26 protein-coding genes and 1 pseudogene are annotated in these 24,130 nt (G+C 62.5%); 17 read left to right on the top strand and 10 right to left on the bottom strand.

Features of this window, described 5'->3' with window-relative positions; translation table 11 throughout:
• Positions 1–936 (bottom strand): alpha/beta hydrolase, encoded by a 936-nt coding sequence (locus NKI95_RS05970; RefSeq protein WP_352714869.1) that lies wholly within the window; start codon positions 934–936, stop codon positions 1–3.
• Here NKI95_RS05970 and NKI95_RS05965 point away from each other — a divergent pair.
• Positions 882–2,057: an OpgC family protein gene (locus NKI95_RS05965; protein ID WP_292656152.1), complete on the top strand. Its 1,176-nt coding sequence runs from the start codon at positions 882–884 to the stop codon at positions 2,055–2,057. The genes NKI95_RS05970 and NKI95_RS05965 overlap by 55 nt on opposite strands.
• A gap of 24 nt (positions 2,058–2,081) precedes the next feature.
• Here NKI95_RS05965 and NKI95_RS05960 read toward each other — a convergent pair whose 3' ends face one another.
• Positions 2,082–3,164: a LacI family DNA-binding transcriptional regulator gene (locus tag NKI95_RS05960; protein ID WP_352714867.1), complete on the bottom strand. Its 1,083-nt coding sequence runs from the start codon at positions 3,162–3,164 to the stop codon at positions 2,082–2,084.
• Between the two features lie 371 nt (positions 3,165–3,535).
• Here NKI95_RS05960 and NKI95_RS05955 point away from each other — a divergent pair, with 371 nt between their 5' ends.
• Positions 3,536–3,679, top strand: a complete 144-nt coding sequence (locus NKI95_RS05955; RefSeq protein WP_352714866.1) for a hypothetical protein — start codon at positions 3,536–3,538, stop codon at positions 3,677–3,679.
• Positions 3,680–3,705: 26 nt separating this feature from the next.
• Here the strand turns inward: NKI95_RS05955 and NKI95_RS05950 are convergent, their stop codons facing one another.
• Together NKI95_RS05950 and NKI95_RS05945 are read right to left on the bottom strand one after the other, a co-directional pair.
• The gene (locus NKI95_RS05950) at positions 3,706–4,074 is read right to left on the bottom strand and encodes a DUF423 domain-containing protein (protein ID WP_352714865.1); all 369 of its coding nucleotides are present in this window, start codon (positions 4,072–4,074) and stop codon (positions 3,706–3,708) included.
• 53 nt (positions 4,075–4,127) lie between these two features.
• Entirely contained in the window at positions 4,128–5,387 is a 1,260-nt protein-coding gene (locus NKI95_RS05945) for an MFS transporter (RefSeq protein WP_352714864.1), read from the bottom strand.
• Between the two features lie 198 nt (positions 5,388–5,585).
• Here NKI95_RS05945 and NKI95_RS05940 point away from each other — a divergent pair, with 198 nt between their 5' ends.
• A complete protein-coding gene (locus NKI95_RS05940) occupies positions 5,586–6,248 on the top strand; it encodes a GntR family transcriptional regulator (protein ID WP_352715233.1) in 663 nt (220 codons plus the stop codon).
• 96 nt (positions 6,249–6,344) lie between these two features.
• Positions 6,345–6,602 (top strand): DUF982 domain-containing protein, encoded by a 258-nt coding sequence (locus NKI95_RS05935; RefSeq protein ID WP_352714862.1) that lies wholly within the window; start codon positions 6,345–6,347, stop codon positions 6,600–6,602.
• A gap of 52 nt (positions 6,603–6,654) precedes the next feature.
• Here NKI95_RS05935 and NKI95_RS05930 read toward each other — a convergent pair whose 3' ends face one another.
• Complete coding sequence (locus NKI95_RS05930; protein ID WP_352714860.1) at positions 6,655–6,813, bottom strand: hypothetical protein; 159 nt, start codon at positions 6,811–6,813, stop codon at positions 6,655–6,657.
• Between the two features lie 112 nt (positions 6,814–6,925).
• Complete coding sequence (locus tag NKI95_RS05925; protein ID WP_352714858.1) at positions 6,926–7,969, bottom strand: aldo/keto reductase; 1,044 nt, start codon at positions 7,967–7,969, stop codon at positions 6,926–6,928.
• Positions 7,970–8,248: 279 nt separating this feature from the next.
• Here NKI95_RS05925 and ppk2 point away from each other — a divergent pair, with 279 nt between their 5' ends.
• A complete protein-coding gene (ppk2, locus tag NKI95_RS05920; protein ID WP_352714857.1) occupies positions 8,249–9,169 on the top strand; it encodes a polyphosphate kinase 2 in 921 nt (306 codons plus the stop codon).
• 284 nt (positions 9,170–9,453) lie between these two features.
• Here ppk2 and NKI95_RS05915 read toward each other — a convergent pair whose 3' ends face one another.
• From NKI95_RS05915 to NKI95_RS05900, 4 genes and pseudogenes are all read right to left on the bottom strand, one after another.
• Positions 9,454–10,101, bottom strand: coding sequence for a dihydrofolate reductase family protein (locus NKI95_RS05915; RefSeq protein WP_292658699.1), 648 nt, complete (start codon positions 10,099–10,101; stop codon positions 9,454–9,456).
• A 149-nt stretch (positions 10,102–10,250) separates the two neighbouring features.
• Positions 10,251–10,870 (bottom strand): annotated as a pseudogene (locus tag NKI95_RS05910) (cobaltochelatase CobT-related protein).
• Positions 10,871–11,203: 333 nt separating this feature from the next.
• The gene (gene hemB, locus NKI95_RS05905) at positions 11,204–12,235 is read right to left on the bottom strand and encodes a porphobilinogen synthase (protein WP_352714855.1); all 1,032 of its coding nucleotides are present in this window, start codon (positions 12,233–12,235) and stop codon (positions 11,204–11,206) included.
• Positions 12,236–12,321: 86 nt separating this feature from the next.
• On the bottom strand, positions 12,322–13,146 hold the full coding sequence (locus NKI95_RS05900) for a DUF8605 domain-containing protein (protein WP_352714854.1): 825 nt from the start codon (positions 13,144–13,146) through the stop codon (positions 12,322–12,324).
• A 149-nt stretch (positions 13,147–13,295) separates the two neighbouring features.
• On the opposite strand from NKI95_RS05900, the gene NKI95_RS05895 reads away from it, so the two are divergent.
• The 12 genes from NKI95_RS05895 to NKI95_RS05840 all read left to right on the top strand — a co-directional run bounded on the left by NKI95_RS05895 (position 13,296) and on the right by NKI95_RS05840 (position 24,111).
• Entirely contained in the window at positions 13,296–14,339 is a 1,044-nt protein-coding gene (locus NKI95_RS05895) for an enoyl-CoA hydratase/isomerase family protein (RefSeq protein ID WP_352714853.1), read from the top strand.
• A complete protein-coding gene (locus NKI95_RS05890) occupies positions 14,336–14,758 on the top strand; it encodes a DUF6163 family protein (RefSeq protein ID WP_352714852.1) in 423 nt (140 codons plus the stop codon). Before NKI95_RS05895 ends, NKI95_RS05890 begins: the two co-directional genes overlap by 4 nt.
• 202 nt (positions 14,759–14,960) lie before the next feature.
• Positions 14,961–15,476: a transcriptional regulator LdtR gene (ldtR, locus tag NKI95_RS05885; RefSeq protein ID WP_023674486.1), complete on the top strand. Its 516-nt coding sequence runs from the start codon at positions 14,961–14,963 to the stop codon at positions 15,474–15,476.
• Positions 15,477–15,814: 338 nt separating this feature from the next.
• Entirely contained in the window at positions 15,815–17,068 is a 1,254-nt protein-coding gene (locus tag NKI95_RS05880) for a L,D-transpeptidase family protein (RefSeq protein ID WP_023717271.1), read from the top strand.
• A gap of 298 nt (positions 17,069–17,366) precedes the next feature.
• On the top strand, positions 17,367–18,680 hold the full coding sequence (gene glyA, locus NKI95_RS05875; protein ID WP_292658681.1) for a serine hydroxymethyltransferase: 1,314 nt from the start codon (positions 17,367–17,369) through the stop codon (positions 18,678–18,680).
• A 69-nt stretch (positions 18,681–18,749) separates the two neighbouring features.
• Positions 18,750–19,331, top strand: coding sequence for a hypothetical protein (locus NKI95_RS05870; protein WP_352714850.1), 582 nt, complete (start codon positions 18,750–18,752; stop codon positions 19,329–19,331).
• A 153-nt stretch (positions 19,332–19,484) separates the two neighbouring features.
• Entirely contained in the window at positions 19,485–19,994 is a 510-nt protein-coding gene (nrdR, locus tag NKI95_RS05865; RefSeq protein WP_292658679.1) for a transcriptional regulator NrdR, read from the top strand.
• A gap of 2 nt (positions 19,995–19,996) precedes the next feature.
• On the top strand, positions 19,997–21,127 hold the full coding sequence (gene ribD, locus NKI95_RS05860) for a bifunctional diaminohydroxyphosphoribosylaminopyrimidine deaminase/5-amino-6-(5-phosphoribosylamino)uracil reductase RibD (RefSeq protein WP_352714849.1): 1,131 nt from the start codon (positions 19,997–19,999) through the stop codon (positions 21,125–21,127).
• Positions 21,128–21,157: 30 nt separating this feature from the next.
• Complete coding sequence (locus NKI95_RS05855) at positions 21,158–21,775, top strand: riboflavin synthase (protein WP_352714847.1); 618 nt, start codon at positions 21,158–21,160, stop codon at positions 21,773–21,775.
• 130 nt (positions 21,776–21,905) lie between these two features.
• On the top strand, positions 21,906–22,400 hold the full coding sequence (gene ribH / locus NKI95_RS05850; RefSeq protein ID WP_352714846.1) for a 6,7-dimethyl-8-ribityllumazine synthase: 495 nt from the start codon (positions 21,906–21,908) through the stop codon (positions 22,398–22,400).
• On the top strand, positions 22,397–22,897 hold the full coding sequence (gene nusB, locus NKI95_RS05845) for a transcription antitermination factor NusB (RefSeq protein ID WP_352714844.1): 501 nt from the start codon (positions 22,397–22,399) through the stop codon (positions 22,895–22,897). The genes ribH and nusB overlap by 4 nt, the downstream gene beginning before the upstream one ends.
• Complete coding sequence (locus tag NKI95_RS05840; protein ID WP_352714842.1) at positions 22,894–24,111, top strand: MFS transporter; 1,218 nt, start codon at positions 22,894–22,896, stop codon at positions 24,109–24,111. Before nusB ends, NKI95_RS05840 begins: the two co-directional genes overlap by 4 nt.
• Positions 24,112–24,130: the final 19 nt, after the last annotated feature.

The following is a 24,130-nucleotide window of genomic DNA, read 5'->3' as shown; positions in this document are numbered from 1 at the left end:
TCATCGATTTGACGATGCAACGGCGACTGCAGGATCCGTCAGCCATTGCCTGACGATCTCGGCGTCCGGATCGCCGATTTCATGGCCGGAGGCAATGGTGTGGGTCTCGACCTTGGCGCCATGCGAGCTCAGTAGAGCGGCCAGCGCCGGCGCGAATGGCGCGTAGGTCAGGTCGGCAGCGCCGGCGATGATCAACGCTCGCGCCTTCGACAGGTCGGCCGGCGGCACCGAGTCGAGCACCGGCATCGGACGCAGCAATGCGGCGCGCTCGATCAGGCCCGGACGCAGCAGCATGACGCTTGAGACCAGGTTGGCGCCGTTCGAATAACCGAGAAAGGTCGCGCGGCTGAGATCGAAGCGGCGGCGCTTCGCGATGCCGTCGACGAAGCCCGCGAATGCGTCCGCCTCAGCACGGATGCTGGCCTGTTCGAAACGCGTCGGGGTGATTCGCGTGAACCAACGGAACCCGTGCTCCTGAGGAATGCGGCCACGGACCGCAACCAGCGCCGCGTGCGGCGCGATTTGCCGACCAAGCGGCAGCAAGGTCGTCTCGTCTACACCCGATCCATGCAACAGGAACAGCCAGTCACCGGGTAAATTGGCGGGTCGAAGGAGCCGGTAGAAAAAGCCTGAATTTTCCTGCAAAATACCGTCTTCGAGGCTCTCCTCGGCCATAGTCGCATCCTTTTGATTTTGCGTTACTTTCGTTAATTTGCCGGCTTCAAAACGAAATATTTTCAAGCTCCGCCAAAGTTGATTGAACCGGGCGCATTTCAGTCCGTTTCTTCGCCGATATAATCCCCGCGGGAGGGATCGAAGCAGTGTGCGCCCGGGTGGTCGCATTGCCGCGCATGAACAACCAGCTTTAAGGCCTTTTATCGATGACCATGCCAGTTTCGCCGGAACGCGATACGCGTATTGATGTGTTCCGGGCACTCGCTCTCCTGACCATATTCGTCGACCACGTGCCGGGCACTGTTTTCGAAACCCTGACCTACAAGAATTTCGGGTTTTCGGATGCGGCCGAGGCCTTCGTGCTGATCTCCGGCATGTCCGTCGCTCTCGCCTACGGCACTAAATTCCAGCCGGGAAACCGGCTGATTGCAACGCTGAAAATGTGGCGCCGCGCCGGTGTGCTCTATGTCACCCACATCGTCACGACGATGGTGGTCATGGCTATCTTCTGCGCGGCGGCGGTGTTTGCGAAACGGCCGGACCTTCTGACGCTGATCAACATCGAGCCGCTCGTCAGGAACCCACCACAAGTCCTGGTCGGTATCGTCACGCTCGGCCATCAGCTCGGTTACAACAACATACTGCCGGTCTATGCGGCGCTGCTGTTGATGGCGCCGGCCTTCCTGCTGTTCATCAGCTACAGGCCACTGGCCGCGCTTGCCGTGTCCGCAGCCCTTTGGCTGGTTGCCGGAATCTACCAGATCGCGCCGCCGAACTACCCGGAGCCCGGGTTTTGGTTCCTCAATCCGCTGTCATGGCAATTGCTGTTCAATATCGGCATGGCCAGCGTGTTGCATGTGCGGCGCGGCGGCACCATCCCGGTCAATCGCTGGCTGGTCGGCGTGGCGGCCGCCTACGTGCTGACGGCGCTCGTCTGGGTGCACAGCCCGCTGTGGGGGCATGTGTCATGGCTCGACCTGCCGGTGGTGCTGACCGGTTTCGACAAGACGTTCCTGTCGTTGCCGCGGCTGCTGCACATCCTGGCGATGAGCTATCTGGTCGTCGCCTTGCCTTTCGTCTCGAACCTGTTCCGCACCGGCCGCGACAATCCGCTCGCCATATTGGGCAAACGCTCGCTGCCGGTTTTCATCGCCGGCACGGTGATTGCCATGGCGGCGCAGGTGATGAAGCTGATCAACCCGGGCGGCATTGCCTATGACAGTCTGCTGCTCGCCGCCGGCATCGCCATGCAGTTCGCACTCGCCTTCTATCTGGAGTGGCTGTCCGCCATCGGCTGGTCCGGCAAGGGCAAGCCGGTCCGCAACGAGGCGGCCCGCTCGTCTTTTGAAATCGGGCCGATGGCCGCACAAGCGAACCGATAGACCTGGACGGTCGATCTGCCGGCCTCAAGCTATGCTCGGCGGCGGTCCGGACGATGCCCTGACGACAAGTTCGACATCGAGCGTTTCTCGCCGCACCGTGCCGTCGAAGTCGAGGATTCTTCGCGCTGCCCGGCGGCCGATCTCGGCGATCGGCTGGGCGATGGTGGTGAGCGGAGGCTCGCAAGTTGCGGCTTCAGGCACGCCGTCGAAGCCGACGACGGAAACATCGCGGGGAACCGCGATGCCCCGTGCGTTGAGCCATTCTAATGCCACCATTGCGATCCGGTCCGACATCGCCAGGATGGCGGTCGGCGGTTCCGCCGAGGCGAAGATGGTTTCGAGACCAGCCCTTGTGCTCGCCTTGTCGTTTTCGGTCTCGTAGACCGGCACCTCGGCGGTGTCGACACCAAACCGGGAAAGCTCTTCGAAATAGCCGAGGAGGCGGTCACGGGTTCCGGTATAGGTTGCCGTCCGGACCTGCTCGGGCGAGACAAGACCGGTGCTGTCGTCGGCGAAGGCCAGCGACAACACGGCGAAGCGGCGATGTCCAAGTTCCGCCAGATGGCGCGCCGCGAGTCGGCCGCCGGCAACATTGTCGATACTGATCGCGGAGACCGTGTCGTCCTGCGAGCCGAGCTCGAGCGCGACGAAGGGGAGCTTTCGTTCGCGCGTCAGCTCAACGAGGCGCGGACCGCCCTCGATGCAGAACAGGATGAAGCCGTCCACGAGGGCGCTCTGGATATTCCAGGCAAGTTTTTCCTCGTTGCCAGCCGACACGAGGGCTATTCCCGCGCCGGTGGCGTCGCAGGCTTCCGAGATGCCGGCCATCATCACGCGGGCAAAGGGGTCGTCGAAGAAATAGGACAGCGGCTCGGTTGTGGCGACGCCGATTGCATTGACCTTGCCGGCGCGCAGCAGGCGGCCCTTGGGATCCGGGCCGGCGTAGCCCAGCGCGTCGGCCGCCGCCTTGACCCGCTCGCGGACTTCCTCGCGCACGATTTCGGGACGGCTGAAGACATTGGAGGCAGTGCCGTGCGATACGCCCGCGGCTTTGGCGATGTCCGCCAGCCGGATGGGTCTCCTGCCGCCTTCGGTGAGTGATGCCATTTGTTTGTCTCCAGGACTCCTGTCCAACAGTATCGCCAATTAACTAACACCTTCGTTGGATCGATTCAAATTTTTGCTTGACATTTATGGTGCGACGCATATTCTTTGAATCGATCCAAGAGCGTTTTTCGTCCGCTGATTGGATCGATACAAGAGGAGAGTGCCATGCACCCGTCAATTATCTGTTCGAGGACATTTACCGGAACGACTGGAGCATCCGCTCGAACGCGGAGGCCGGTAAGGGGCGCGACAGGACCGGTCCGTGGATTCGCGACCTGCGTTTCCTCGTAGGACGCAAGTGGAGCTGATCGGCGGCCTATTTTTTGTGCCCGCTGATTGGATCGATTCAAAAAGCTAGAGGAGATTAAGCCATGCACCCGATCAAGCATCTGTTCGAAGACATCTATCGCAATTATTGGGGCATCTCGCCGGCCACCGAACGGCCGGAGCGACGGCGTGTGGTCAAGACGACCAAGCGCGAGGGCCAAGTCCGGCCCGAGCGTCCGCGCGACTGACAGAACTGGCGAACCTGGCTGCCGCGTCAAGGGCGCGGGCGCACCAGCGCCGAGGCGGCCATCACCAGCCAGCCGCCGATGAGCAACGTGCCGCCGATCGGCGCCGACATCGGGAACAGCCGCGAGCCAAGGAAGTCGCGGGCCAGAAGATCTCCCGAGAACAGCAGAAGCCCGACGAGAAGGATGAGGCTTCCGGTTCGCAGGATGCTATTTCCACCGAGCAGCCCGACGACAAGGAAGACCGGCGCATGCATGAGCAGGAAGGACGCGGCCGTACCGACGAAAGCGCCGCCGAGATGCGCCGCCGCCGCCGAAAGCGCCACGCCGGTTGCGCCGCATAGGCCGCCGGCAAGAACCAGAATGCGGCCGCCTGCCGCGTGTTCATCCGTGCTCATTTCCACGCCTCCATGATTCCTGGCGACCGCCTGAGATAGTGCCGCGAACCGTGTCAGGATTTGCCGGCTTCCGCCAGCATGTCGCGTTCGCGGCGCGACTGGACCAGCCAGTTATAGGCCGCTCCGCCCGCCATCAGAACGGATGTGCCGAGAAACACCGAGCGCATACCGAAATGGCCACCGGCGAAGCCGCCGAGCAACGGCCCGGCGACCTGCCCGACATATTGCGCCGAGATCGACAAGCCCAGCACATTGCCGCCGACGCCGTCGGGCACATTGTGGCGGATGACGCTGGTGATGCAGGGCAAAAGACCGCCAAGCGCCAGGCCCATCAGGAAACGCAGGCCGACGAGCTGCCAGCCTTGCGTGGCGAAGGCCAGCGGAATCAAGAGCAGCGCCGAGACTGCGAGTGAGGCAACGATGACGTTCCAGTGGCCGATACGGTCGGCGAGCTTGCCGAGCCGCGACGCCGACAGGATGGCGCCGAGCGCTGCCGCCGACATGACGATGCCGGAGACAAGCGTGACCTGGCTCTGATCTTCGATGAGCTGTTGGACATAGACGGTGATGATCGGCTCGATCGACATGGTGGCGAAACTCAACAGCATGCCTGTCGCCAGCATGGCGACGACGGGGCGCTTGTCGGGAATCTGCGACCAGCCGCCTTTCGCCTTTTCTTCTGACGCGGCCTTGGCGGCAACCGGGCGAGGGGCCTCCTTGATCAGCAAGGTGGTTGCCAGAAAGGCCAGGAAAATGACGCCGCCGGCGAGCAGGAATGTGGCCCGGATGCCAATCAGCGGCGGCAGCGCGCCGCCGAGCAGCGGACCGACCAGGGCACCGGCCGTGATTCCGGCCGACAGCACGCCCAGCGCCCAGCCCGAGCGATCCTTCGGCGTCTGCATGGCAACCAGGATGGTCGAGCCCGAAGAATAGCCGCCGGCAAAGCCGATCAGCAGGCGCAAGAACACCAATTGCCAGACAGTCTGCACCATGCCGGTCAGCGACATGCACAGCGCCATGCCGAAACTGGCGCGCACCAGCATCAGTTTGCGGCCGTAGCGGTCGCCTAGCCGGCCCCATAGGGGTGCCACCAGCGCGGCAGCAAGGAAGGTGGCGCCGTAGGCGATGCCCGACCACTGCACGATCGCCGCATGGCCCTCGGCGCCCAACTGCTCGACGTAGAGCGGCAGGAAGGGCAACAGCAGCGTCATCGCTGCGAGCGTGCTGAACGAGCCGGCCAAACACACGGCGAGATTGCGACGCCAGTGGACGTTATGCGTGCCTTGCGTGGCGAGGGTGGCGTCTTGCGGCATGTCCTGTCCTGTCCGGCCAGCTTGCATGAAAATTTGCTGCGGATACCATTTTGGGATACCAAGCTGGTATCTGTCATGAACGCAAGCCTCGTCGCTGTCAATGCGGGCCTCTCCAACATGATCGACAAAGGCCGGCGTGATCGGCCAACGCTGGCCAGTGACCCGATTGCCGGAACAAATGACCTGAACGGAACGCCAATGTCGCAGATGCAGAACGTCGAAAAGCAGCTTCGCGAAATGATCCTCGGGCTCGAGATCGGTCCCGGCGAGCGGCTGACAGAGCGCTGGATCGAAAGCCGCTTCGGTGCCTCGCGCACGCCGGTCAGGGCGGCCTTGCTGCGGCTCGAGACCGAAGGCCTGATTTGCCGCGACGGCCGCGGCTGGACGGTCTCGCCTATCAATCTCGCCGAACTCGAGCAGATCGCCGTCTATCGCGAGGCGGTCGAGGTCGCGGCGCTCAGGCTGACTTGTGCCTTGCAGGACAGGAGCGCCGTCGAAATCATCGAGGCGATGCTCGATTCCTGCGACGACCAAACCCCGCGCGAGGAATGGCATCGCGTCGGCATGGATTTTCATATCGAGTTGGCACGCCTGTCAGGCAACGAGTTCCTGTTCAGAGCGGTTCGCGACGCGATGACGCGCCTGTCGCGCGCCCGCTGGCTCGAGGTTCGCGACGAGGCAGCGCTCAGCCGCGCCTGGGCCGAACACCATGCCATTCTGTCGGCGGTGCGGGCCGGCGACGCCGATGGGGCCGCCCGCCTGGTTTCAGCCCATATCGTCGGCAGCCGCGACCGGCTGGTGACGTCGCTGCGCAACGACCGGCGCGGCCTGCGCGCCAGGGGATTTGCCGTCGTCGCTTGAGTGCGGATCGGCGGCCATTGATCACGAAAAAGGCAGATGAGCGAAGAAAGCTACTTTCGGTCTCGCTTCGCAAATGCCGATGGCGTAAGAGCGGCGATGGAAAACAACCGATTTGACACACCCGTGACCGTCAAGGGCGCGGCGGGAAGCAACCAGCTCTTGCGTACAGCCCGCGAGGCTTCCGACTACCTCCTCAACAATTGGCCCGGCAAGCGCAGCCCCAAGCACCGCGAAGCGCTGCAGGCCTGTCATGATGTGCTGGCCGGCGACAAGCCGGCCATGAACGCAAGACGGGCCTTCATTGCCGCCGCCCGTGAAGTGAACGTCTTCGTCAGCGACAAGGCGCCGGCCTGAGGCATAGCGGGGACTTGACCGAGACCCGGGCCACCTGACAGGCCTGATATCATCACTCGGCCGTTTCGGTGTTGGTCTGGGGCTCGCTTTCGCCCTCGGGCTTCGAGCGCTCCTTGGCCGCGACCTTGGCAGCCTGCTTTTCCGCCTTCTTGGCAGCCTTCTGCCGGTCGCGTTCCTTGCGTTCCTGACCGTAGTTCGGTGCTCGTGCCATATCGTTTCCTTTCATTGTGCTTGGCCTTTGCCTAGGAGCATTGGACCGCAAACACAACACCGCAAGGCACGATCGGCTCCATATCTCGGCGCTGTCCGGAGAGCCCGACTTTTCAGGCGCCGTCCCGGTCGAGGACGAGATCGGCCGGCCCGAACCGGTCCTTTGCCGTGAATTGCTGGTGCCAGTAGGGATAGAGCACGGGCGGCCTGCTGACCACGTCGAGCCGTGTGCGCTCCTCATCGGCAAGCACAAGGCTTGCAGCGGCGATATTGTCTTTGAAATGCGCTTCGGTTCGTCCGCCGATCACCAGCGAACTGACAGCGGGCCGGCCGAGCAGCCAGGCAAGCGCCACCTGCGCCGCCGACACGCCGTGGTTATTGCCGATATCGATCAGCGCGTCGACGATCCGCCACAGCCGGTCCTCGTCGCGGATCGGCGGTTCCGACCAGCCGCTGAGCTGGCGGGCGGTCGGCTGGTCACGGTGGTATTTGCCGGACAGCAACCCGCCGGCAAGCGGGCTCCAGACCAGCACGCCGAGCCCCTGGTCGACCGAGATCGGCAACAATTCATACTCGGCCTCGCGCGCTTCCAGCGTGTAATGGATCTGCTGGGTGACGAAGCGCGGCTGGTGATGACGGTCGCTGATCCCCAGCCCCTTCATAACTTGCCAGCCGGAATAATTGGAGCAGCCGACATAACGGACCTTGCCCTGCGCGACCAGCGTGTCGAGCGCGGCGATGGTTTCCTCAAGCGGTGTCAGGCCATCCCACTCGTGCAGGAAATAGATGTCGATGACATCGGTCCTGAGGCGCTTCAGGCTCCTCTCGCATTCGCGGATCAGATGGTAGCGCGACAAGCCTTCATCGTTGGGGCCCTTGCCGATCCGCATGCGCGCCTTGGACGCGATCAGCACGTCGCCCTTGCGCTTGCCTCCGAGCGCCTCGCCGATGATCTCTTCCGACACCCCGTTCGAATAGACGTTGGCGGTGTCGATGACATTGACGCCGGCATCGATGCAAAGGTCGATCATCCGGCGCGCCTCGTCGAGGTCGGTCTTGCCGACCGCCGAAAACGCGCCGCCGCCGCCGAACGTCATGGTGCCCATGGTCAGCGTCGAAACCTTCAGCCCGGAACGGCCGAGAGTGCGGTATTCCATGTCGTATCCTCACGATTTATCGGGAAAGGGCGTTGCAAACGACAGCCCTCAATGAACCGGGTATTTGTAGGATAATTCGTTCCGCTTGTCGCCCGTTCCGCATGGCAAGCTCGATCACATCTTCCGGATTGAACGCACAGCCAGCGCAGTAGTGGCTGCAATAAAACCGTCATTGCCGGCCTATACTAACATCGGTCCAGCGCTTCGATTTCCGGCCGCCGGGCCGGGCGGCAGAGCGCCTGACAGCGGCCGGCAAGGCCTGTAAGCGGAGCAGCGCAAATGACCGAGATAAAACAGAATTCCTCGGCCAGGGACTGGCTGGAAGCGGAACTCGCCGACACGCTCGATGAAGACTATGAGCTGGAAATCTCGGAGCCGGCGCTGTCGATGGAGATCGCCAAGATCTACAAGAATGCGCATCCGCCATCGATCGACCGCCTGCAGTATTTTCGCGATCTCATCACGCTGCAATCCGAATTGATCAAGCTACAATCCTGGGTCGCCTATCACAAGAAGAAGCTCGTCGTGGTCTTCGAGGGCCGCGACTCGGCGGGCAAGGGTGGTGTTATCAAGCGCATCACCCAGAGGCTTAATCCGCGCATCTGCCGCGTCGCAGCACTTCCGGCGCCGACCGAGCGCGAGAAGTCGCAATGGTATTTCCAGCGCTACGTTCCGCATCTGCCGGCCGGCGGCGAGATCGTGCTGTTCGACCGCTCCTGGTACAACCGCTCGGGCGTCGAGCGGGTAATGGGCTTTGCCCAGCCGGATCAGGTCGAGGAGTTCTTCCGCGACGTTCCGGATTTCGAACGCATGCTGGTCCGCTCAGGCATTACGCTTGTCAAATACTGGTTTTCGATCACCGACGAGGAGCAGCAGATGCGCTTTTTGATGCGCATCCATGACCCGATGAAGCAATGGAAACTATCACCGATGGACCTCCAGTCGCGCGTGCGCTGGGAGCAGTACACCAAGGCCAAGGAAGAGACCTTCGCCCGCACCAATATCCCGGAAGCCCCGTGGTTCATCGTCGAGGGCAACGACAAGAAGCGGGCACGGCTGAACTGCATTGACCATCTCCTCAAGCAAATGCCCTATGAGGAGGTGCCGCACGAGGAGATCACACTGCCGGAGCGCGTCTTCAATCCCGAATACGAGCGCCAGGTACTGCCGCGCGAACTGTATGTGCCGGAGAAGTACTGAGGCAGGGCTCCCTTCTCCCCGTCACCATACGGGGAGAAGGTGCCGGCAGGCGGATGAGGGGCGGCGCCAACCTCGACAATTGAACCCGCTCAAATCACTTCGTGGACTAAACTTATTCTGACGTCATATTGCCCTCGGGGGTATTGTCCGGCAGCGTAATCTTTGATCGCTTGCGCCGCCCCTCATTGCCCTGCCGGGCATTTCTCCCCGTATAGTGACGGGGAGAAAGGGGCCTGCACCAAAGGTTTCGCCAATAGCGCAGACAAAAACGCCCACGCTACTTCCTAATCGCGCTCGATGATGACGTGCGTGGCCTTCGGCGTCGCGACCTGCTCGCTGCAGCGATAGCCGAGCTTGGGCATGTCGATGCCGGCAAAAAGGCTCTCGCCGGCGCCTAGCAGGACCGGTGAGATCGCCAGATGCATTTCGTCGATGAGCTTTTCCTGGAGATATTGCCGGATCGTGGCGACGCCGCCGCCGAGCCGTACATCCTTGCCGTCAGCCACTGCTTTCGCCTTCTCCAGCGCCGAATGGATGCCGTCGGTGACGAAATGGAAAGTCGTGCCACCTTCCATGACGATGGGCTCACGCGCATGGTGCGTCAGCACGAAGACCGGCACGTGGTAGGGTGGGTTGTCACCCCACCAGCCTTTCCAGCTGTCATCCGGCCATTCGCCGCGGATCGGCCCGAACATGTTGCGGCCCAGGATCCATGCGCCGACATTTTCGAAGCTGCGCGCCGCGAACGCCTCGTCCGTGTCCGTGGTCCCGCCATCCTTGCCGAGGACCATCTTGCGGAAGGTGCGGGTGCCGAACATCCATTCGTGCAGGGCCTCCCCGCCAATACCCAGCGGATTCTTCAGGTCTTGGTCGGGACCGGCGCCGAAGCCGTCGATCGACAGGGTGAAAGCCTTGACGCGAAGTTTGGACATGAGAGCCTCCATAACTAGTTGCATTTTGCAATCGGTTATTGGGTAGCTTATCTGATTGCAAATTGCAAGCGGTATTTACGGCCGCCTCTGTGAGTTGACGATGGATAGCATCGTGGGACGACAGCCGCCGGGACGAAACCAGCCTCTCGTCAGCCACGGTCGCCGCTACTCGCTCTCGGCCCGGCGACAAGCTCACGTTTCAACAACGTCAGCATGGTTCTGGCAAGTTGATCGGGAGCCTCGCAATTGGCTGAGACACGATAGTAGCGGCTTGCATCAAAGCCTAACCCAACCGCCAGCAAATCAACTCTGCCGGTTGTCTCGAGCTGCCGAACCACATGATGAGATGATCGTCGAGATAGCGCGGGCCGTTTGCTAAAAGTGTGGCATCGTCGACCGGCGCGCCGTCAGACACGACAAGCAGTATTTTACGGGATTCAGGACGTTCCAGCAGCCGCCCGGCCGCCCACTCGATGGCTTCGCCATCGACATTCTCTTTGGGCAGGTCGGGTCGCAGCATCGGCTTGAGGGCATGGCCTATACTGCTCTGGCGCTTGTCGCCAGCCTCCCTGTAGATGATATGAAGCAGGTCGTTCAGTCTTCCCGGATTGGCGGGCCGGCCATCTTCATTCCAGATGCGTCTTGATTCTCCGCCGCGCCAATTGCGCGTTGTGAAGCCCAGGAGTTCGACCTTGGGGCCGAGCGTGCGCAGGAATTCCTGAACAATGTCGGCGGATGCAGCCGCGTACAGAATTTTCTGGCCGCGCATCGAGCCGGATTGATCGAAGAGGATAGAAACGACCATGTCATCGAGGTCTGATTCCGAGAGGCTGTTTCGGACCTCTGCCGCTATATCCGCCGCCAGGATATGGTTGTTCGTCTTCCACCCGGCGAGACCGCTTTCCAGCTCGATCCATGCGGCGTCGAGCGCGGATTTTTGCTTGTCCGAAATTCGACCAATAGCGCTGGACAGCTTGGAACTCGGCACAGTCCAGTCATAAAGCGTGACGTACGCGTGATACCCAAGCGTATCCGTGTCGCCGCGTGGTTTAGGGCCAAACACCGTTTTGAAATGCTTGCCCAGCCCCCACAACAACGTCTGCTACCCCTTCAGCATTTCAGCCACTTCCGGCGCGAAATAGGTCAGGATGCCGTCGCAGCCGGCGCGCTTGAAGGCGAGCAGCGATTCCAGCATCGCCTTTTCGCCGTCGATCCAGCCATTGGCGGCGGCGGCCTTGATCATCGAATATTCGCCCGAGACCTGATAGGCGAAGGTCGGCATCTGCAACTCGTCTTTCAGCCGCCGGATGATGTCGAGATAGGGCAGGCCGGGCTTGACCATCAGCATGTCGGCGCCCTCGGCGAGATCCTGCTCGGCCTCGCGCACCGCTTCGTCGGAATTGGCGTGGTCGATGTAATAGGTCTTCTTGTCGCCCTTGAGCAGGCCGGCGGTGCCGACCGCCTCACGATAGGGGCCGTAAAAAGCGGATGCGAACTTGGTCGCATAGGACATGATCGCTACATCCTGAAACCCATTGGCGTCGAGCGCATCGCGGATGGCACCGATCCGACCGTCCATCATGTCCGACGGGGCAATGATGTCGGCCCCCGCCGCCGCCTGAATGACGGCCGCCGCCGTCACCTGCTCTACCGTTTCATCATTGACGATAATGCCCTCGCGCAAGATGCCGTCATGGCCATGCGAGGTGAACGGGTCAAGCGCGGCGTCGGTGATGATGCCGATCTCCGGGACTGCGTGCTTGATGGCGCGGGTGGCACGGTTGATGATGTTTTCCGGATCGAGGATGTGCGAACCGGTCTGATCGCGCAGGCCGAGCTCCACATTGGGGAAAGTGGCGATCGCCGGAATGCCAAGCTTAGCCGCGCGCTCAGCCTCCTTGACAACGAGGTCGAGCGACAGGCGGAACACGCCGGGCATGGCGGCGATCGGTTCGCGCACTTGTCTGCCGTCGACGACGAAGATCGGCCAGATCAGATCGTCGACCGAGAGCCGGTTCTCCTGGACAAGGCGGCGCGACCAATCGGCCTTGCGCATGCGCCGCAGCCGCCGGCTGCCGGTGATCTCGTCGACGCTGCGCGCGCCGGCAGGCTTTGCAGGGGTGAATTTGTTCATCGCAAAAACTCCGGATCGGCGGCTTTTACCACGAGCCTTCCCCGCTGACCAATGCGACACGATTGTGCCAGTGCTGGTTCAAAACCTTACTCTGGCGCGCCGTTGCCGGACAACACCTGCGCCGCGCCCCGCATGGCGACGCGGAATGCCTCGTCGAAGCTGACGCCGCGCACTTGCCATTTGTAGCTCTTGCCCTTCATGGCAAGCCGCCAATCGGCGATCCAGCCCAGTTCCTTGTCGCTCCAGACGATGCTGCCGGCGAGCGCCTGATCGGCACCGGCTTTTCGGGCAAGCTGGTCCAATGTCGCCATGTCGGCATGGCTGAGGCTTCGGTCGTCCAGCTTTGAGGCGGAGAGCAGCGACGCTGCCGGAAATACAATCCGCATGACCAGTGGACCGGTGGCATTGGCAAAGGATTCGCGCATCGCCGCTCCGCGCTGATCGTCCGCGGTCAGCGCGAAATGTCTCGCGCCTTGCTCCGCGCTGAGGAAAATTGCCAAGCGTGGCCGCTCGCCAAGCCATGGTTTGCTGCCAAGCCCGGCAAGCACGGGATCTATGACTTCGGGCTTATAAAGGCAGGTGAGATCGTGCGGTCGGTCGTGGGTGCCCTGTTCGTCATGGACCGGAATGCCTTCGAGACGATCATGATAGCGGAATTCGGCAACGAAGCTCCCGGCCTTGTCGCGCAACGCCGCCATATCAGGTCTTTTCGGCAGCCGCTGATCGCCGGAGACGCGAACCAGCACCGCATCGAGGCAGGCCTTGAAGCCGATCTGGCGGTTCTCTTCGCCCTGGCCGGTGACGATGGTCTGCGATCGGTAGAGCTCGTCGACGGTTGCGGCCGACACGGGAGAAGTGATCGCGCCGATCAGGCCGACCACCGCAACAGCAAGGCGCGGCAACCAAGACAAGGGTTCAACCTCCGGTTCAAAGAACCAGCTTTAGCACCGGCTGCTGCCAACGGCCAAGCAGCGGGATTGGCCGCCCGCCATTGACGCGGCCATGCGCCACGCTTTAGCACTTCACTCCCGGCGGGGCGCGGGGGAGGGAGTCTCTGGCGATGGATTTTGGCGGAGGCGACGAGATTCGCTTCGAAAGATTGGGCAGGGCCGGCATCGTCACGCTGACGCGGCCGCAGGCGCTCAATGCCGTAACCCACCGCATGGTCAAGGCGCTGGATAAGGCGCTGCGCAGTTGGGAACGCGACGACGGCGTCGATGTTGTCGTCGTCAAGGCCGAAGGCAGGGCGTTTTCCGCAGGCGGCGACATCCTCCACATCTACGAGGCCGGCCGGGCAGGAAAGCCGCCGGTCGAGTTCTTCGCCGACGAATACCGGCTGAACGCCCGCATCGCCCGTTTCAAGAAACCCTATGTCGCGCTGATCGACGGCATCGTCATGGGCGGCGGCGTCGGCATCTCCTTCCATGGCTCGCAGCGGGTGCTGACCGAGAACGCCCAGTTTGCCATGCCCGAAGTCGGCATCGGCTTTTTCCCGGATGTCGGCGCCAGCCATCTGTTGCCGGATCTCGGCGGCAGCTTCGGCATGTATCTGGCGCTGACCGGCAACCGCATCCGCTATGGCAATGCTTTGTGGTCGGGCCTCGCCACCCATACGATCAAGGCGGAGGACCAGGCCGGCTTTCTCGACCGTCTGGCGGAAAGCGGCGACCCGGAATCAGTGCTGCGCGGTTGCTTCATCCCGGCCAGGCGCGAGACCGACAGGCCGACACTGGAGGCCATCGCCCGGCATTTCGCGCAGCCGTCGCTGGCCGATATCGTCGCCAGTCTGGAGCGGGCAGCCACTGCCGACGAGTTCGCGGCAAAGACGCTGGCCACCATCCGCACCCGTTCACCGACCAGCCTGCATGTCGCCTGGCGCCAGATCAGCGCCGGGCAGACGTTGTCGATGGACGAGTGCATGAAAATGGAGTTCCGTATCCTCAACCGCATGCTTGCCGGGCACGACTTCTATGAAGGTATCCGCGCCGCCATCATCGACAAGGGCTCGACGCCGCAATGGCGGCCGGCAGGCATCGATGACGTCAGCGCCGCCGACGTCGACGCCTATTTCGCACCGCTCGGCGAACGGGAACTGAAGCTGTGAGCGAGGTCGCCTCGAGACGCGTGGTGCTGCAGCCCTCGACGGTCGAGGTCATCTTCGCCTGGTTCCAGCGCGTCATCGCCGGCTACTGCCTGCTGTTCGGCATCTTGTACTGGATCCGGCTGATCGGCTTTTACCCCGGCCCGTTGTGGCGCTTCGACCTGATGCCGGTGCACTGGCAGGTGGCGGCGGTGGTGCTGGCGGTGTTTTTTCCATTCGCTGCCGCCGGCCTCTGGATGCTGGCGTCCTGGGGGCCGGTGATCTGGTTCATCTGCGCGGTGACCGAGAGCGTCATGTATGCCGGCTTCCCCGAGCTGTTCGGCCACCGGCTGCTGATCGTCGCCTCGCACCTTGCGGTGGCGCTGCTCTACATCGTGTTCCGCGTGGTGATCTGGATCCAGAAACGGCAAGCCCGGCGATAGCAATTCCGGCCAGGATCGTTGGCTAAATCTTTAGGTTAATTATCCTTGCTCGGGTGACCGTCCGTTAAGCCTCTTTCGAAACCCTTTACCGGTAAGCTCTTGTTAGCCTTGGCGTTTAAGTCGAATTTTATGAGTATTCGATAGTGTCGCGATCAAGGTGAAGAACAAAAAATCACCGGGCGACAAACGAGAGGCAAAGACAATGATCAATTCGCGTCCGGCGGCGAAGACCGCCAACGTATCCGATGACCGCCGCGAGGCGATCCGTTCGCTGTACATGGAATCGCTGCAGCTGGTCGAGCGGCTGCATCGCCGTCTGCTTGATGTGATCAAGGACGAATTCGACCGCAACGGCCGCTCCGACATCAACGCCATCCAGGCGCTGCTCCTGTTCAACATTGGCAATTCGGAGCTGACCGCCGGCGAACTGCGCTCGCGCGGCTATTATCTCGGCTCGAATGTCTCCTACAATCTGAAGAAGCTGGTCGATCTCGGCTTCATCAACCACCAGCGCTCGCGCATCGACCGCCGTTCCGTGCGGGTTTCGCTGACACCGAAGGGCAATGAGGTGGCGGAAGTCGTCGCCGGCCTTTACGAGCGCCATGTCGGCTCGATCGAGCAGGTCGGCGGTATCAACACCGAAGAGTTCAAGCAGATGAACCGCGCCCTGCAGCGGTTGGATCGGTTCTGGAACGATACGATTGCCTATCGGATGTAGTCGCATCCGCCGCAGCAAGATCTGAAGCTGGACCACGGAAGCGCTGCCGCGGAGCAGACCAAAGGCCGGTGCCGAAAAGCACCGGTCTTTCCGTTTCGTCAGGCCTGCCGATCCAAATTCGAGCAACAGCCACGTTGCCGCCATATTCCAATGGAACCGAAGATGCGGGTGATGCTGGGGCCAAAGCCGTGCATTTGTCCTGTGCCCAAGTCACTTCCCATGTGTTTTTACACCGAAGTGATGCGGACCATGGTTGGCTAATTGTTAAGAAGCCAACCCTAGAGTGCGGGCGAGACCGCCCGGTGAGTGGAATTGTAGCAAGAATGTCTGGAACGTCCATGAGAACCAGCCGCCGTTTCTTCCTTTCAGGGGCCTCCGCGCTCGCAGCCGCTATGGTCGCCGGCCGAGCCAGTGCGCAGGATGTGATCGGGGATATCCTGAAATCCTCGGCCCGCGGCAATTGGGACGACCAGTTCGACGCGCGCCCCAGCCAGGGCGGCAAGGTGGCCTCGACGCTGCCGATCTTCAGCCTGCAGACCGTTTCGTTTACCGAACAGGCGGTCGCGCAATACCAGAACATCGTCGCCCAGGGCGGCTGGGAGCCGGTTCCCGACACCAAGAAATTGCAGCTCGGCGTCGATGATCCCGACGTGGTCCCGCTGCGCAAACGCCTGATGATTGCGGGCGATCTGGCGCAGAGCGCCGGCATTTCGACAGCCTTCGATTCCTATGTCGACTCCGCGGTCAAGCGCTTTCAGGCGCGCCATGGCCTGCCCGCCGACGGGACGCTGGGCCAATATTCTTATGCGGCGATGAATGTTTCGGCGCCAATTCGTCTCGGCCAGTTGCAGACCAATCTGCAGCGGCTGCGCGAGCGCGCCGGCACGCTTGGCAACCGTTACGTGCTGGTTGACATTCCAGGCGCCCAGATCGAGGCGGTCGAGAACGATCGCGTCGTGCTGCGCCATACCGCGATCGTCGGCAAGATCGACCGCCAGACGCCGATCGTCAATTCCAAGATCAACGAGATCATCGTCAATCCCTACTGGAACGCGCCGGTCTCAATCGTGCGCAAGGACATCATTCCGCTGATGCGGAAGGACCCCAACTATCTCAAGGACAGCCACATCCGTCTGTTCGCGCCGGATGGCAGCGAGGTTGATCCGCTGACCGTCGACTGGTCGACCGACGACGCCGAGAAGTACCGCTTCCGCCAGGATCCGGGTGCTGGCAACGCGATGGCCTCGGTCAAGATCAATTTCCCCAGCCCGGACGGCGTCTACATGCACGACACGCCGCAGCAGAGCCTGTTTGGCAAGATGATGCGCTTCGATTCCTCGGGCTGCGTGCGCGTCCAGAATGTGCGCGATCTCGTCACCTGGATCCTGCGCGACACGCCGGGCTGGAATCGCCAGCATTTCGAGGCGGCCATCAAGAGCGGCGAAAACGTCCCGGTGCAGGTCACCAATCCGGTGGCGGTCTATTTCCTCTACATCTCGGCCTGGTCGACGGGGCCGGGCGTGGTGCAGTTCCGCGACGACATTTACGGCCTCGACGGGGCCAACGAGCTGCAGATCACATCCGCGCTCTAAGCAGCTGAGTTCATTTGCAAAAAGGCCGCCGGAAGGGCGGCCTTTTTATTGTCGCCGTCGTTCCCTGAGCTTTGCGCATGATTCCGAAAATCGGTTTTCGCCACGGATCATATGCAAACCATGCGGGGCTGTTCAGGAGATCACGCGAAGCCCTGCTGCCGGCCGGCAGGCGAAGAAATAATGTGCTTTCAGGGGGGCTGCCGCAATCCGGCCAGCAAATTTCGCGCTGCAAACGTGGCGGGCCGAAAGCAACTGTGTTAATGGCGCGACAGACCCCGAACCTTGAGGATTTCAGCCCATGGCAACAGCAGCGGCAGTGTCGAACAAATTCGAATCCTTCTTCGAAACCACGCTTGCCGATGCCGACCCCGAGATTTTCGGCGCGATCCGCAACGAACTCGGCCGCCAGCGCCACGAGATCGAGCTGATTGCCTCGGAAAACATCGTCTCGCGCGCCGTGCTCGAGGCGCAAGGGTCGATCATGACCAACAAATATGCCGAGGGCTATCCGGGCAAGCGCTACTATGGCGGCTGCCAATTCGTCGATGTCGCCGAGGAACTGGCCATCGAACGCGCGAAAAAGCTGTTCGGCTGCAACTTCGCCAACGTCCAGCCGAATTCCGGCAGCCAGATGAACCAGGCGGTGTTCCTGGCGCTGCTGCAGCCCGGCGACACCTTCATGGGCCTCGACCTCAATTCCGGCGGGCACCTGACGCATGGCTCGCCGGTCAATATGAGCGGCAAATGGTTCAAGGTTGTCTCCTATGGCGTGCGCAGGGAAGATCATCTGCTCGACATGGACGCGATCGAGAAGACCGCCCATGAGACCAGGCCAAAGCTGATCCTGGCTGGCGGCACCGCCTATTCACGCGTCTGGGACTGGAAGCGTTTTCGCGAGATCGCCGATTCGATCGGTGCCTATCTGATGGTCGATATGGCCCACATCGCCGGCCTGGTCGCCGGCGGCATGCATCCTTCGCCGCTGCCGCATGCCCACGTGGTCACCACCACGACGCACAAATCGCTGCGCGGCCCGCGCGGCGGCATGATCCTTTGCAACGACGAGGATATTGCCAAAAAGATGAATTCGGCCGTCTTCCCCGGCCTGCAGGGTGGACCGCTGATGCATGTCATCGCCGCCAAGGCGGTGGCTCTGGGCGAGGCGCTGAAGCCGAGCTTCAAGATCTATGCCGAGAGCGTCGTCGCCAATGCCAAGGCGCTGGCCTCCAGTCTGCAGGAGACCGGTCTCGACATCGTCTCCGGCGGCACCGACAACCATCTGATGCTGGTCGACCTGCGCCCCAAGAACGCCACCGGCAAGCGCGCCGAGGCTGCCCTTGGCCGCGCCAACATCACCTGCAACAAAAACGGCATCCCCTTCGACCCGGAAAAGCCTTTCGTCACCTCCGGCGTTCGGCTCGGCACGCCGGCCGGCACCACGCGCGGCTTCGGCCAGGCCGAGTTCCGCGAGATCGGCAAGCTGATCGCCGAAGTGCTGGATGGACTGAAAGTCGCCAATTCCGACGAGGGCAATGCGGCCGTCGAGGCAGCCGTGAAGACCAAGGTGGCGGCATTGACGGATCGTTTTCCGCTTTACCCCTATCTTGGCTGACGCAGGGCGTCGTTCCCCAACTGTGACGGCGCCGATCAACTGGGCACGGCGGCATCTCGGAGAGGCTTGATGATGATGCGAATTTTCCGTTTCGCCAGCGTTGGCGCCTTGCTCACCTTAGCCATCTCGCAGCAGTCCGACGCCGCCTTGGCGCAGACCGAGCCGACGCCAGCAGCACCCAAGACAGAGACCTTCGGCAGGTGGTCCACCACGGTGGACGAGGTCAACACCGGTGAGGATGTGCGCAAGACCTGTGCCGCCTCGACGGTCTTTTTCGACGCTAACGGGACCAGCGGCACCCTTACGCTGGCCATCTCGAATGGCGACGTGCTGCCGCCCGAGGGCTATCCGAGCCTCATCATCGCCGTGAAAAACAGTGACTTGCCCAAGGGTGACAACATCCCGGCCGTGTTCCGCGACGTCAACGACAAGATCAAGGCTGGTTTTCATCTTATCGCCGACGGACAGTGGATGATGAACAACAAGCCCGAGACCACGCTTGCCATACTGCGTGCCATGCGCCGTACCAGCGCCCTCGATGTCAGCTTGGCCGACAAGCCGGTCGCGACCATATCGATGGACGGCTTCACCAAGGCCTATCGCTATCTCGGCACGTCCTGCGGCTTCCCGACCGGCGACGTCGCTCCCTGATTGGCGTATTGCCGTCCAACTGATTGCCGCTCTCGCAATTTTCCTCGTGCCTCGCTATCTCAGAGGCGCGATCGGTCATCGGCCATACTTTGCCATCGTGGCAAAAACCTCTAAGCCTTTCGCTCCACGAGAATCGCGAACCGAAGGCTCTCCATGCGCTGTCCCTACTGCCAGTCTGAAGATACGCAGGTGAAGGATTCGCGGCCCGCCGAAGACGGCGCGGCGATCCGCAGGCGGCGCGTCTGCCCGGATTGCGGCGGCCGCTTCACCACTTTCGAGCGGGTACAGCTGCGCGACCTCGTCGTGGTGAAGAAGTCTGGACGCAAGGTGCCATTCGACCGCGACAAGCTGCTGCGCTCGGTCGAAATCGCGGTACGCAAGCGCAATGTCGATCCCGAGCGCATCGACCGCGCGGTGACCGGCATCGTGCGCCAGCTTGAGAGCTCGGGCGAGACCGAAGTCGCATCCGGCGAAGTGGGCCGGCTGGTCATGGAGGCACTGAAGTCACTCGATGATGTCGCCTATGTGCGCTTTGCCTCCGTCTACCGTAATTTCCGCGAGGCCAAGGATTTCCACGACGTGTTGGGTGAGCTCAAGGGCGACGAGCTCAAAACTGACGAGCCTAGGGGCGAAGAGCTGAAGAGCGAAGAGGACGCCGGCTGAGCATGGCAAGGTCCGAGCGCAGCACGGCGGAGCAAGAGGTCCTCGATCGCCGCTATATGGCGGCAGCCCTTAGGCTGTCGCGCAGGAATGCCGGCCGGACCTCGACCAATCCTTCCGTCGGCACGCTGATCGTACGCGACGACGGCGATGGGCCGATGATCGTCGGCAGCGGCGTCACGGCCGTCGGCGGCCGGCCGCATGCCGAGACCGAGGCTTTGGCGGAGGCCGGCGAACTGGCGCGCGGCGCCACCGCCTATGTAACGCTGGAGCCTTGCGCCCATCACGGCCGCACGCCGCCTTGCGCCAATGCGCTGGTCAGTGCCGGCGTGACGCGTGTGGTCGGCGCTGCCAGCGATCCGGACCCGCGTGTTTCCGGCAAGGGCTATGCAATCTTGCATGCCGCCGGCGTCGAGGTGGTGGAAAAAGTGCTGGCGGCCGAGGCCGCGGAGCAGATGGCCGGCTATTTGATTCGATCTCTGAAAAAACGCCCGGAAGTGATTCTGAAGCTTGCGCTTTCGAGCGACAACAAGATCGGCGTGAAAGGCGAGGGACAGATCTCCATCACCGGCGATATCGCCCGGCGCGAAGTTTATCTGATGCGCGCCGAAGCCGATGGCATATTGATCGGCATCGGCACGGCACTGGAGGACGATCCGGCGCTGACGGTTAGGCTTCCGGGACTGGAGAGCCGTTCGCCGGCGCGCATCGTGCTCGACCGTCAGATCAGGCTACCCGAGACTTCGAAACTGGTCGCCGGCGTCGACCGCGTGCCGCTCTATATCGCTGCCTGCGCCGAGGCCGATCCGCACCGGCGCGCCGCACTCGAACGCGCCGGCGTGCGCTTCATCGGCACTGAGACGTATGAAGGCGATATTGCGTTGCCGGAACTGCTCGAGGATCTGGCGGCGCTCGGCATGGCCAGCGTCCTGGTCGAGGGCGGCGCCAGGGTGGCCAAGGCGTTCCTCGACGAACAACTGGTTGATCGCATCGTGCTGTTTCGGGGGCCGGACGCGATCGGCGAGGGCGGCATTGCATCGCCGATCGATGCCAACAATATCCCACCGGGATTTCGCAAATTGCGCAACATGCGTTTCGGCGAAGACACATATGCGGAATGGATAAGAGACATCTAGGACCGAACTGATGTTCACGGGGCCAAACTAATGTTCACTGGAATCGTCACCGATGTCGGCACCGTCGCTGCCGTGAAGCCGCTCAGGGAAGGCGTAGGTTTGCGTATCGACACCGCCTACGATCCGCAGACCATTGCCATCGGCGCCTCGATTTCCTGCGGCGGTGTCTGCCTGACGGTGACGGGATTGCCGGAAGATGGCGCCAACGCAAGTTGGTTCGAGGTCGAGGCCTGGGAAGAGGCGCTCAGGCTGACGACCGCGATGGGCTGGAAATCCGGCACGCGCATCAACCTGGAGCGGGCGCTGAAGATCGGCGACGAGCTTGGCGGCCATATCGTGTCAGGCCATGTCGACGGCATGGCCGAGATCGTGGCCCGCAAGGAAGAGGGTGACGCCGTGCGCTTTACCCTGGAAGCACCGCGCGAGCTTGCCAAATTCATCGCCCCCAAGGGTTCCGTCGCACTCGACGGCACTTCGCTCACCGTCAACAAGGTCGAAGGCACCCGCTTCGACGTGCTGTTGATCCACCATTCGCTGACCGTCACCACCTGGGGCGAACGCCAGGTCGGCGACTGGGTCAATCTCGAGATCGACACCATGGCCCGCTACGCGGCGCGATTGGTGGAGGCGGCGAAGGAGGGACTTTGAGGCGGTCGTCCATAAAGCCCATTCCCTGATGCGACCGCCACCGGGTTGGCCTTGAAAGTTCGTTCGGCAATCTTCCGCTTGCGATCAAACCGGCTTCGGCCTAAGTCACCGGCGATCCCCGGAGACATCTATGGCAGGCACATCCCAACACGGCAAAGCGTTCATCCGTCCGAAGAAGAAGGCCCACCTTCTTGTCATCGAGGCGCGCTTTCACGACGACCTTGCGGACGCGTTGCTCGAAGGCGCGACCAGCGCGCTCGACGAAGCGGGCGCGACATACGATGTCGTCACCGTTCCTGGCTCGCTCGAAATCCCGGCGGTGATTTCCTTCGCGCTCGACGGTGCCTCCGAAGGCGGGACGAACTATGACGGTTTCGTCGCCCTCGGCACGGTGATCCGCGGCGACACTTATCATTTCGATATCGTCGCCAATGATTCCAGCCGTGCCCTGATGGACCTGTCCGTGCAGGATTCGGTCTGCATCGGCAACGGCATCCTGACCACCGAAAACGACGAACAGGCCTGGACACGGGCCAGGCGTTCGGAAGGCGACAAGGGCGGCTTTGCGGCGCGTGCGGCGCTCACAATGATTGCGCTCAAGCAGCAGTTGGGAGAGCCATCGTGAGCGAACCCGCTGCGCCCGGACAGCCTGCGGTTCGTCACGCCAACAAGCGTGGTGCTGCCCGTCTGGCCGCCGTGCAGGCGCTCTACCAGATGGACGTCGCCGGCAGCGGCGTATTTGAGATCACCGCTGAATACGAGGCGTTCAGGCTCGGCAAGGAAGTCGACGGCGCGCTCTATCGCGAAGCCGATGCGCAATGGTTTCGCGCCATTCTTGCCGGCGTCGTCGAGCACCAGAAGACCATCGATCCGATCATCCGACAGGCGCTGACCGAGGACTGGCCGCTGTCGAGGCTCGATTCGACATTGCGCGCCATATTGCGCGCCGGCGTCTACGAGCTGATGCAGCGCGAGGACGTGCCGGTGGCGGTCATCGTCTCCGAATATGTCGACATCGCCAAGGCATTTTACGAAGAAGACGAGCCGAAACTGGTCAATGCGGTGCTCGATCGCGTGTCGCGCCGGGTGCGTGGCGAGGGCCGCGGCAAGGACGCCTCATGACTGCTGTCGTCGCCGTTGAGGCCGGCAAGGAAGCGCGTCGTACCGCCTTCATCCTCGCAGCCTCGCAGGCGATCATCGGCTCGGCCGCACCCATCGCCATTTCCATGGGCGGATTGGCCGGGCAGTACCTGCTCGACGCCGACAAGTCGCTGGCAACCGCGCCGATCACCGGTTTCAATGTCGGCGTGGCGCTCGGTTCCCTGCCGGCCGCGGCGATCATCCGCCGGCTCGGCCAGCGCGACGGTTTCATGACCGGCACGGCGGTGACAGCACTTGGCGGCCTGGTCGCCACGCTGGCGCTGTTTCATGCCAGCTTCTGGCTGTTCGCTTTCGGCTTGGCCGTGATCGGGATCGGCGGCGCCTTCGTCCAGCAGTTCCGCTTTGCCGCCGCCGACAATGCGCCGCCTGAATTCAAGGCGCGCGCCATCTCCTTCGTGCTGGCCGGCGGCATCGTCACCGCCATCCTTGGGCCGCAGATCGTCATCTTCACCGGCGATCTGTTCTCGCCGGTGAAGTTTGCCGGCTCGTTTGCGTCCATCCTGGTGCTGGCGGCGGTCGGCGGCGCCATTCTCTCTTTGTTGCGCATCCCGGCCAAGGCAACCGACAAGGTGGAAATCGCCGACAGCGACGCCCGGCCGCTCTCAGAAATCGTCACCAGGCCGCGCTTCGTCGCGGCGCTGTTTTGCGCCGTCGGCAGCTACGCGCTGATGAGCTTCGTCATGACCGGAGCGCCGCTGGCCATGGTCGGCTGCGGCCTGTCGACCGACGACGCCACGCTCGGCATTTCCTGGCACGTCATGGCGATGTTCGCGCCGAGCTTCTTTACGGGGTCGCTGATCCATCGTTTTGGCGCGGAGCGGATCGTGGCCATCGGCCTGGTGCTGCTCATTGGCTGCGGTATAGTCGCGCTGTCGGGGTTGGCACTGTGGCAGTTCTGGACGACGCTGATCCTGCTCGGCCTCGGCTGGAACTTCAGCTTCATCGGCGCCACCGCCATGGTGGCCGACAGCTACCAGCCGTCCGAAAAAGGCAAGGTCCAGGGGTTCCACGATTTCGTCCTGTTCGGCTCCGTCGCCTTCGCCTCACTGATGTCGGGGGCGGTCTACAATGCCTGGGGCTGGGAGATGCTGAACTGGATGATTTTCCCGGTCGTCGTGCTGTGCTTCGTGGCACTGGGCGTGTTGAAGATGACGGGCTTGCGCGCGGCCAACTGACGTCACGCTGTCGGGACGG

Origin of the sequence: Mesorhizobium sp. M0306, from assembly GCF_040321655.1 — a bacterium.
Classification (GTDB): Bacteria; Pseudomonadota; Alphaproteobacteria; order Rhizobiales; family Rhizobiaceae; genus Mesorhizobium.
The sequence above is the reverse complement of the archived record's forward strand: the minus strand, read 5'-3'. Positions and strand labels throughout refer to the sequence as shown.